The 10095-nt window shown below is 72.3% G+C and carries 2 protein-coding genes; both read left to right on the forward strand.

Annotated features, from left to right (window positions below; genetic code table 11):
- The coding region (locus tag ACH499_RS34360) for a type I polyketide synthase (RefSeq protein WP_399020965.1) at nt 1-3935 on the forward strand (3935 nt) is incomplete at its 5' end.
- 48 nt (nt 3936-3983) lie between these two features.
- The coding region (locus tag ACH499_RS34365) for a beta-ketoacyl synthase N-terminal-like domain-containing protein (protein ID WP_399020967.1) at nt 3984-10095 on the forward strand (6112 nt) is incomplete at its 3' end.

Below are 10095 nucleotides of genomic sequence, written 5' to 3' on the forward strand. Positions count from 1 at the left end.
CGGATGGGCGTTGCAAGGCGTTCGCGGCGGCTGCGGATGGTACGGGGTGGGGTGAGGGTGCGGGGGTGCTGGTGCTGGAGCGGCTGTCGGACGCTAGCCGTAACGGTCATCGGGTGCTGGCCGTGGTGCGGGGTTCGGCGGTCAACCAGGACGGCGCGTCGAACGGCCTGACGGCACCGAACGGTCCGTCGCAGCAGCGGGTGATCCGGCAGGCACTGGCCAACGCGGGGCTTGCCGCCGGCGAAGTGGACGTGGTGGAGGCACACGGCACCGGTACGAGGCTGGGCGATCCCATCGAGGCGCAGGCGCTGCTGGCGACGTACGGCCAGGATCGGCCGGAGGACCGTCCGCTGTGGCTGGGCTCGGTGAAGTCCAACATCGGGCACACGCAGGCCGCCGCGGGCGTGGCCGGTGTGATCAAGATGGTGATGGCCATGCGGCACGGGCAGCTTCCCGGCACCCTGCACGTGGACGAGCCGTCACCGCACGTGGACTGGACGACCGGTGACGTGCGTCTGCTGACCGAGCCGGTGGCCTGGCATGCCAATGGGCATCCGCGCCGGGCGGGCGTGTCCTCGTTCGGGGTGAGCGGTACGAACGCGCACGTGATCCTGGAGGAGCCGCCCGCTGTCGAGACGGCTGCGAAGGAGCCGGAGACGGCGGTGCCGCTGGGCGAAACGCTTGTGTCGTGGGTGGTGTCGGGTCGCGACGAGGCCGGTCTGCGCGGCCAGGCGGCACAGTTGGCAAGCTTCGTACGAGCCCAGCAGGCATCGGGTGCGGTCGAGGGTCCGTGGCTGACGGGCACGGCCGTGGGGCTGGCGCACCGAGCCGGTCTGGAGCAGCGGGCCGTGGTGACCGGCGGGGATGTTGCGGCATTGCTGTCCGGTCTGGACGCGGTGGCGGCCGGGGAGTCGTCCGAGGGCGTGGTCATCGATGCGGTGATGCCCGGCTCGGACGTGGTGTTCGTGTTCCCGGGTCAGGGTGGTCAGTGGGTGGGGATGGGCCGTGAACTGTTGGGTTCGTGGCCGGTGTTCGCCGAGCGGATGGCTGTGTGCGAGCGGGCGTTGGCGCCGTTCGTGGACTGGTCGTTGGTCGAGGTTCTGACCGGTTCGGATGAGGCGTGGGTGGGCCGGGTGGATGTGGTCCAGCCGGTGCTGTGGGCGGTGATGGTGTCGCTGGCGGAGGTCTGGCGTGCGGCGGGTGTGGTGCCGGACGCGGTGGTGGGTCATTCGCAGGGTGAGATCGCGGCCGCGGTGGTCGCGGGCCGGCTGAGTCTTGAGGACGGTGCCCGGGTCGTCGCGCTGCGGTCGCGTGCGCTGCGGGAGCTGGCCGGCCGGGGCGCGATGGCCTCGATCGCGCTGGACCCGGAGGAGGCGGAGGCGTACCTGCCTTCGGGCGTCACGGTGGCGGCGGTGAACGCGCCGGGGCAGATCGTGGTGAGCGGTCCGCCCGAGGAGGTTGCCGGGTTGTGCGCCCGGTTGGACGAGGTGGGGGTACGGACGCGCCGCATCGAGGTGGACTACGCGTCCCACCACGCGCAGGTGGAGGCCGTGGAGGACCGGCTGCGTGAGGAGCTGGCCGGGGTCGTGGACCTGGGCGGTCCGGGTCCGGAGCTGGTGTCGACGGTGACGGGTGCGCCGGTTCCCGAGGGGCGGCTCGACGCCGCGTACTGGTATCGGAACCTGCGGGAGCGGGTCCTGTTCGCCGATGTGGTGCGGCGGTTGCGGGACGCGGGTCCGCAGGTGTTCGTGGAGGTCGGTCCGCATCCGGTGCTGTCGTTGGCGATGGAGCAGATCGTCACCGACGGCCGGGTGCTGCACACCCTGCGCCGCGACCAGCCCGAGACCGCACAGCTCCTGACCAGCCTGGGTACGGCCTGGGCCGCCGGTCTGCCGGTGGCGTGGCGCGCACTGCTGCCCGAGGCGCAGCCGGTGGCGCTGCCCACGTACGCCTTCCAGCGTCAGCGGTACTGGATGGAGGCACCCGCCGTGGCGGCGGGCGGCGTCTCCGAGACCGACGCGTGGCGCTACTCCGTGGGGTGGACGCCGTTGGCTGCCCAGCAGGCGGGTGGGCTGCCCCGTAAGTGGCTGATGGTGTGCCATGACGAGACCGAAGCCGGTGATGTGCGGCGGGCGTTGGAGCAGGCCGGTGCCCAGGTCTCCGTACTGGTACTGCCTGCCGAGCACGACCTCGACCGCGAGCGCGTGACGAAGCTGCTGGCAGATGCCGAGCACGTCGCCTACCTGGCGACCAGGTCGGACCGGAGTCACTCGGTCGTCCTGGCGGCCGTGGTGGCGGTGATGCAGGCGGTCGTGGAGCGGGAGGGTGCGCGGTTGTGGGTGTTGACCCGTGGTGCGGTGGCCGTGCCCGGGGCCGGCACGGTTCCTGACCCGGTGTCGGCTGCGGTGTGGGGGCTGGGGCGGGTGTTCGGTCTGGAGCATCCCGGTCATTACGGCGGTTTGGTGGATCTGCCGGGTAGCTGGTGCGCGGGTGCGGGTGAGCTGGTGTGTGGGGCGCTGGCGCAGGAGGTGGAGGACCAGTTGGCCGTCGGGCCGGCCGGTGTGTTCGCGCGCCGGTTGCGGCGTGCCCCGGCGTCGTCCGGTCGTGGGGAGGGGTGGAGGCCGGGTGGCACGGTGGTGGTGACCGGGGGGACGGGTGCGCTCGGTTCGCATCTGGCGCGGTGGCTGGCCCGGAACGGGGCGGAGCATCTGGTTCTGGTCAGCCGGTCGGGGACCGGGGCTCCCGGTGCGGTCGAGCTGGCCGAGGAGCTGAGCGCGGCGGGCACCCCGACCACGGTCAGGGCCTGTGACATCACCGATGCGGGGCAGCTCGCCGAGGTCCTGGACGGCACCGGTCACCCACCGGTCACCACCGTCATCCACGCCGCCGGGGTGTCCCAGGACGCGGCGCTCACGGACCTCACCGCCGCAGACCTCGAAGACGTGCTCGCGGCGAAAGTGGGGGGCGCGGAGGCGCTGGCGGAGCAGCTGGCCGGCGGCGCGTTCGAGCGGCTGGTGCTGTTCTCGTCGAACGCCGGGGTCTGGGGCGGTGCCCGGCAGGGTGCCTACGCCGCCGCGAACGCGTACCTCGACGCCCTGGCGGAGCGCCAGCGCGCGGCCGGCCGATCCGTGACGTCAGTCGCTTGGGGACTGTGGGACGGCGAGGGCATGGGCGCAGGCGAGGTCGGTTCGCGGCTGACCCGGCTCGGCCTGCGCCCCATGGCACCCGACCTCGCCGTGGCGGCGTTGCACGAGGCGCTCGGGCGGGACGACACGTTCGTGGCCGTGGCGGACGTGGACTGGGACCGGTTCGTGCCCGCCTTCACCATGGCCCGGCGCCGTCCGCTCATCGAGGACCTGCCCGAAGCCCGGCAGATCACCGCCGCAGCGGACCAGCAGGACGCGGACAACGCTCCCGGGCTGGTGTCCCGCCTGGACGGGCTGGACACCGCCGACCGCCTCGATCTGCTGTCCACGCTGGTGTGCGCGGAGGCGGCCCGGGTGCTGTCCCACAGCAGCCCGGACGCCATCGAGCCCGAACGGGCCTTCAGGGACATGGGTTTCGACTCCATTGCCTCCGTCGAGCTGCGCAAGCGGCTCAACGCCGCGACCGGCCTGCACCTGCCGACCACCGTGGCGTTCGACCACCCCTCCCCGAGGATCCTCGCCGAGCACCTCGGCGCCGAACTGCTCGGGGCGGCCCCGGACGTACCGCCGTCCTCCCGGGTGTTCGGCGATATCGACCGGCTCGCGGAGACCTTGGCGGAGGTCGCCGAGGACGATGCCGTACGCAAGCGGGTGGCGCAGCGGCTCCGGGAACTCCTGGACTCCTGCGACAGCACCTCGCGCGATGCCGAGGACATGAGCGCGCAGCTCGATTCGGCGAGCGACGAGGAGATCTTCGACTTCATCGACAAGCGGTTCAAGCGCTCCTAAGACCCCTGACCGCCTGTCTGCATCACCGCTGTGAGGAAGGCTCACGAAATGGCTAACGAGGAACAGCTCCGGTCCTACCTGCGGTTCGTCACCACTGACCTGCACGAGACGCGCCGGCGTCTGGAGAGTCTGGAGGCCGAGCGTCACGCCCCGATCGCCATCGTGGGCATGAGCTGCCGGTTCCCAGGTGGAGTCCGCTCGCCCGAGGACCTGTGGGACTTCGTTGCCGCCGGAGGCGACGCGATCTCCGACTTCCCGACGGACCGGGGCTGGGACCTCGACACGCTGTTCGACACCGACCCGGACAGGCCGGGCACCTCGTACACGGCGGCCGGCGGCTTCGTCCACGACGCGGGTGAGTTCGACGCCGGCTTCTTCGGGATCAGTCCGCGTGAGGCGCTGGCGATGGACCCGCAGCAGCGGCTCGTCCTGGAGTGCTCGTGGGAGGCGATCGAACGCGCGGGTATCGACGCGTCCACCCTGCGCAGCACCAGTACGGGCGTGTTCGTGGGAGCGTCGGCGCAGAACTACGGCACGTTCGCCGACCACGCGGGCGAGGGCAGCGAGGGCTACTTCCTGACCGGGAACGCGGCGAGCGTGGTCTCGGGCCGGCTTGCCTATGTGCTCGGGCTGGAGGGCCCGGCGGTGACCGTTGATACGGCGTGCTCGTCCTCGTTGGTGGCCCTCCATCTGGCGGCGCAGGCGCTGCGCGCGGACGAGTGCGGCCTCGCGCTCGCGGGTGGCGTCGCGGTGATGTCGACGCCGGGTGCGTTCGTGGAGTTCAGCCGGCAGAGGGGGCTGGCGCCCGACGGCCGCTGCAAGCCGTTCGCGGCTGCGGCGGACGGCACGGGCTGGGGTGAGGGCGTCGGTCTGGTGCTGCTGGAGAAGTTGTCCGATGCGGTGGCCAATGGTCATCGGGTGCTGGCGGTGATGCGGGGTTCGGCGGTCAATCAGGACGGTGCCTCGAATGGCCTGACGGCGCCGAACGGTCCGTCGCAGCAGCGGGTGATCCGGCAGGCGCTGGCGAACGCCGGTCTGGGTGCAGGCGAGGTGGATGTCGTCGAGGCGCATGGCACGGGTACGACTTTGGGTGACCCGATCGAGGCGCAGGCGCTGCTGGCGACGTATGGGCAGGAGCGGCCGGTGGATCGGCCGTTGTGGCTGGGGTCGGTGAAGTCGAACATCGGGCATACGCAGTCCGCCGCGGGTGTGGCTGGTGTGATCAAGATGGTGATGGCGATGCGGCACGGCCTGCTGCCGCGGACGTTGCACGTGGACGAGCCGTCGCCGCACGTGGACTGGTCCGCGGGTGAGGTGCGTCTGCTGACGGAGCCGGTGGCGTGGCCGGGGGAGGGGCGATTGCGTCGGGCGGGGGTTTCGTCGTTCGGCGTGAGCGGTACGAACGCGCACGTGATCCTGGAGGAGGCACCCGAGGCCGGCGACGGGCCCGAGCCTGTTGTGGAGGTGTCGGGTCCGGTGCCGTGGGTGGTGTCGGGCCGGGGGGCGGCGGGTCTGCGCGGGCAGGCGGCGCGGCTTGCGGAGTTCGTGCGTGGCCGTGGGGACGTGCATGTCGCGGGTGTGGGTGCGGTGTTGGCCGGTCGTGCGGTGTTGGAGGACCGTGCAGTGGTCGTGGGTGCGGATGTCGCGGAGCTGGTCGCAGGGCTCGATGCGCTGGCCGAGGGCGTCTCCGCTGAGGGGCTGGTGACCGGTACTCCGGTGGCGGGGAAGACGGCGGTGTTGTTCACCGGGCAGGGGTCCCAGTTCGCGGGGATGGGTGCGCAGCTCTACGAGCGGTTCGAGTCGTTCGCCGGTGTGGTGGACGAAGTCTGTGCAGTCGCCGATGAGTTGTTACCCGAACCGCTGCGTCCGGTGTTGTTCGGTGAGGGCGGTCGGGGTGATCTGCTCGATCGGACGGTGTTTGCCCAGGTGGGGTTGGTGGCGCTGGAGGTGGGGCTCTGGCGGGTGCTGGCCGAGCACGGCCTGCGCGCTGATGTGCTGGTGGGGCATTCGGTCGGTGAGATCAGCGCGGCTGTCGCCGCGGGCGTGCTCACCCTGCCCGACGCGGTGCGGCTGGCTTGTGTGCGCGGCACGTTGATGCAGCGGCTCGCGGGTGACGGGGTGATGGTCTCGGTGGCCGCCCCTGCGGAGGAGATCCGGGAGCGGATCGAGGGCCTTGCGGGTGTGTGGGTGGCCGCGGTGAACGCACCGGAGTCGGTGGTGCTGGCCGGTGAGGCGGACGCGGTGCGCGGCCTGGTCGGGAAATTGGACGCCGAGGGGGTGCGGACGCGGTGGCTGCCGGTGAGCCATGCTTTCCACACCCCTCTCATGGATCCGATGTTGGAGGACTTCGCTGCTGCGATCGCGGGTGTGGAGGTTGCTGAGCCCTGTATCCCGATCGTCTCGACGGTGAGTGGGGAACTCGCGGGTGCCGGCTTCGGCAGTGCCGAGTACTGGGTGGAGCACGTACGCCGGCCCGTGCGTTTCGCCGACGCGGTGGACAAGGCGCGGGAGTTGGGCGCGCGGATCTGGGCGGAGGTCGGCCCGCAGCCCGCTCTCTCCGCCGCGATGGCGGAGCGTGAGGGTGAGGCGGTGGCGAGCTTCATGCGGCGTGACCGTGACCAGGTCACCGGCCTGCTGACAGGTCTGGCCCGCCTCCACGTGCACGGCGTCGAGGTGGACTGGGACCGTTGGGTTCCCCGGACGTCTCAGCCGGTGGAGGTGCCGACGTACGCCTTCCAGCGCCGCCGCTACTGGGTGGCGGGGTCCATGGGCACGGCCGGGGGTTCGCTCACCGGGGCTGGACTGGCGGTCGCGGGTCACCGGTTGCTGGGCGCGCAGGTGTCGCTCGCCGGTGGCGGTGTGGTGCTGACGGGCCGGCTGTCGGTGTCGGCGCAGCCCTGGATCGCCGACCATGCCGTGTCCGGTGTGGTCGTGCTGCCGGGTACCGCGTTCGTCGACCTGGTGGCGCATGCCGGCCTCCAGGTGGGGTGTGCGCGGGTCGAGGAGCTGACCCTCCATACGCCGCTGGTGCTGCCCGAGGACGGTCCGGGTGTGACGGTCCAGATCGTGGTGGACGAACCCGACGAGCACGGACAGCGGGCGGTCGGCGTCCATTCGCGCCGGGACGGCGAGGACGGTGAGTGGACCCGGCACGGCACCGGAGCCCTGACCGAGGCGGCCGAGGTCGCTGATCCGGCCTGGACGTGGCCTCCGGCAGGCGAGGCGGCGTCGGGGGAAGGGATCTACGCGGGGCTGTCCGACGCCGGGTTCGACTACGGCCCGGTCTTCCAGGGGCTGAAGCAGGTCTGGGTGGACGGCGAGGACGTCTACGCCGAGGTCGTGCTGCCGGACGACCCTTCCGGCTTCGCGCTGCACCCGGCCCTGCTCGACGCCGCGCTCCACGCCCTCGCCGCCGCCGACGGCACGGGTGAGCGCGGGCTTCCGTTCGCGTTCACCGGCGTCACCGTGCATGCCACCGGTGCGCGGACCCTGCACGCCCGGCTGCGTCGCGGCGCCGACGGCGTCACCGTCGAGGCCGTCGACCCGACCGGACGCCCCGTCGTCACCGTCGATTCCCTCGCCTTCCGGCCGATCAGCCAGGAGAGTCTTGCGGGCTCCCCGGCCTCCGCCGCCCGTCTCCTGCGGATGCGGTGGACGCCCGTTCCCGAGCTGACCGCCGACGGCGACGCCGGCCCGGCACCGGAATGGGTGCTGGTCGGGAGCGACGTGGGCGGTCACGCGGACCTGACCGCGCTGAACGAGGCGCTTGAGGACGGAGTCGCGTCTCCCTCACTGGTGGTGCTGTCCTGCGCCGGCGCATGGGGCGGGACCCGCGACACCGACGAGGGAGCCGCGCGCGCCGAGGCGGTCCTCGTGCGGCTGCTGGCCGAGGTGCAGGCGTTCCTCGCCTCGCCCCACCTGACCGACGCCCGGCTGCTGGTGCTCACCCGGGGCGCGGTGACCACCGAGGAGCCGGTGTCCCCGGTGGACCCCGCCATGTCCGCGATCTGGGGGATGGTCCGGTCCGCCCAGACGGAGAACCCGGACCGGTTCGTCCTCCTGGACCTCGACCCGCGGGACGCCCGCGCCAAGGAGGACGCTCTCCGCGCGCTGCCGCTGACCGCGGTACTGTCCAGCGGCCTCGACCAGCTTGCGGTGCGCGGAGGCGAGGTGATCGCGCCGGCTCTCGGGGACCTCGACGAGTCCGACCGGCTGCGGCTTCCCGAGCGGGGCCCGTGGCGGCTGACGACGGGGCCCGGTGGCACGCTGACGGAACTGACGGCGGTCCCGCATCCGGAGGCCGCCGCGCCGCCGGCGCCGGGAACGGTCCGGCTGTCGACACGTGCCACGGGCCTGAACTTCCGCGACGTACTGATCGCGCTGGGCATGTATCCGGAAGAGGCCACGCTGGGCAGCGAGGCCGCCGGGGTGGTCACCGAGATCGGGCCGGACGTCACCGGACTGGCCGTCGGGGACCGCGTCATGGGCCTGATACCCGAGTCGTTCGGCGACGTGGTGGTGGCCGACGCGCGGACCGTCGTGCCCATCCCCTCGGAGTGGTCGTTTGCCGAGGCGGCATCCGTGCCGGTGGCCTTCCTGACGGCGTACTACTCGCTGGTGCGGCTCGCCGACCTGCGCTCCGGGGAGCGGGTGCTGATCCACGCGGGTGCGGGCGGTGTCGGCATGGCGGCGATCCAGCTCGCGCGGCATCTCGGGGCGGACGTCTTCGCGACGGCGCACCCCTCCAAGTGGGGCACCCTGCGGGCGCTCGGGCTGTCCGAGGACCGCATCGCCTCCTCCCGCGACCTCGGGTTCCGCACGGCGTTCCTCGACGCGACCGGCGGCGCGGGGATGGACGTGGTGCTGAACTCGCTGGCGGGCGAGTTCGTGGACGCCTCGCTCGCACTGCTGCCGCGCGGCGGACGGTTCATCGAGATGGGCAAGACCGACGTCCGGGACGCCGCTTCACTCCCGTCCGGGATCCGCTACCGCACCTTCGACCTCTCCGAACCCGAGGCCGCCCAGATCGGGGACATGCTCTCCGAGCTGCTGGCACTGTTCGCCGCGGGGCGGCTCACGCTGCTGCCGATGACGGTGTGGGACGTGCGCCGGGCGCCCGCCGCGTTCCGCCACCTCAGCCAGGCCCGGCACGTCGGCAAGAACGTCCTGACGCTGCCCGTCCCGACCGATCCGGACGGGACGGTGCTGGTGACCGGTGGCACGGGCGTGCTGGGTGGGTTGGTGGCCGAGTGGCTGGTGTCGGTGTGTGGTGTGCGGCATCTGGTTCTGGTGGGCCGTCGTGGTCTCGCGGGCCTCGTCGGCCCGGCGGTGGAGCGTGTGGAGCGGTTGAGGGGGCTGGGTGCCGAGGTCCAGGTGGTGGCGGCGGATGTGTCGTCCCGGGCCGGTGCGGAGAAGGCGCTCGCCGCCGTCGGGGCCGGTCACCCGTTGACGGGTGTGGTGCACGCGGCCGGAGTGGTGGACGACGGCGTGGTGGGCTCCCTCTCGCCGGAGCAGGTCGGCACGGTGATGGAGGGCAAGGCGGGCGGCGCGTGGTGGCTGCACACCTTGACCCGTGAGCTGGACCTGTCGTTCTTCCTGCTCTTCTCGTCACTGGCCGGTGTGATCGGTTCACCGGGCCAGGCGAACTACGCGGCGGCGAACGGGTTCCTGGACGGCCTCGTGCAGGCCCGTCGGGCGCGCGGACTGGTGGGCCAGTCGGTGGCGTGGGGCCTGTGGGACGTCACTGGCGGCATGGCCGGTGAGCTGAGCGAGGGCGACGTGGCCCGGATGTCCCGCGGCGGAGTCACCGGACTGTCCGCCTCCGAAGGGACGGCGTTGCTCGGCGCGGCGCGGGAGGTGCCCGACGCCGTGACGATGGCCGCCCGCTGGGACTGGCGCGCCTGGGAAGCCGCGACGGCCGTGCCGCAGGTGCTGCGCGAGCTGGTGCGCGACGGATCGCCCCGCAACCGCCGGGGACGTGGACCCGCGACGGGCGGCGTCCGGAGCCGGCTGAAGCGGCTTTCGCGGAGCCAGGCCATAGCGGCCATCGCGGACGAGATCAGGGGCGAGGTGGCGTCTGTTCTCGGTTTTGGTTCTGTGGGGGATGTGCCGGTGGGGTCGGCGTTTCGGGAGATGGGTTTTGATTCGCTGACGGCGGTGG

It is taken from the genome of Streptomyces sp. NPDC018947 (genome assembly GCF_044390505.1).
Lineage (GTDB): Bacteria > Actinomycetota > Actinomycetes > Streptomycetales > Streptomycetaceae > Streptomyces.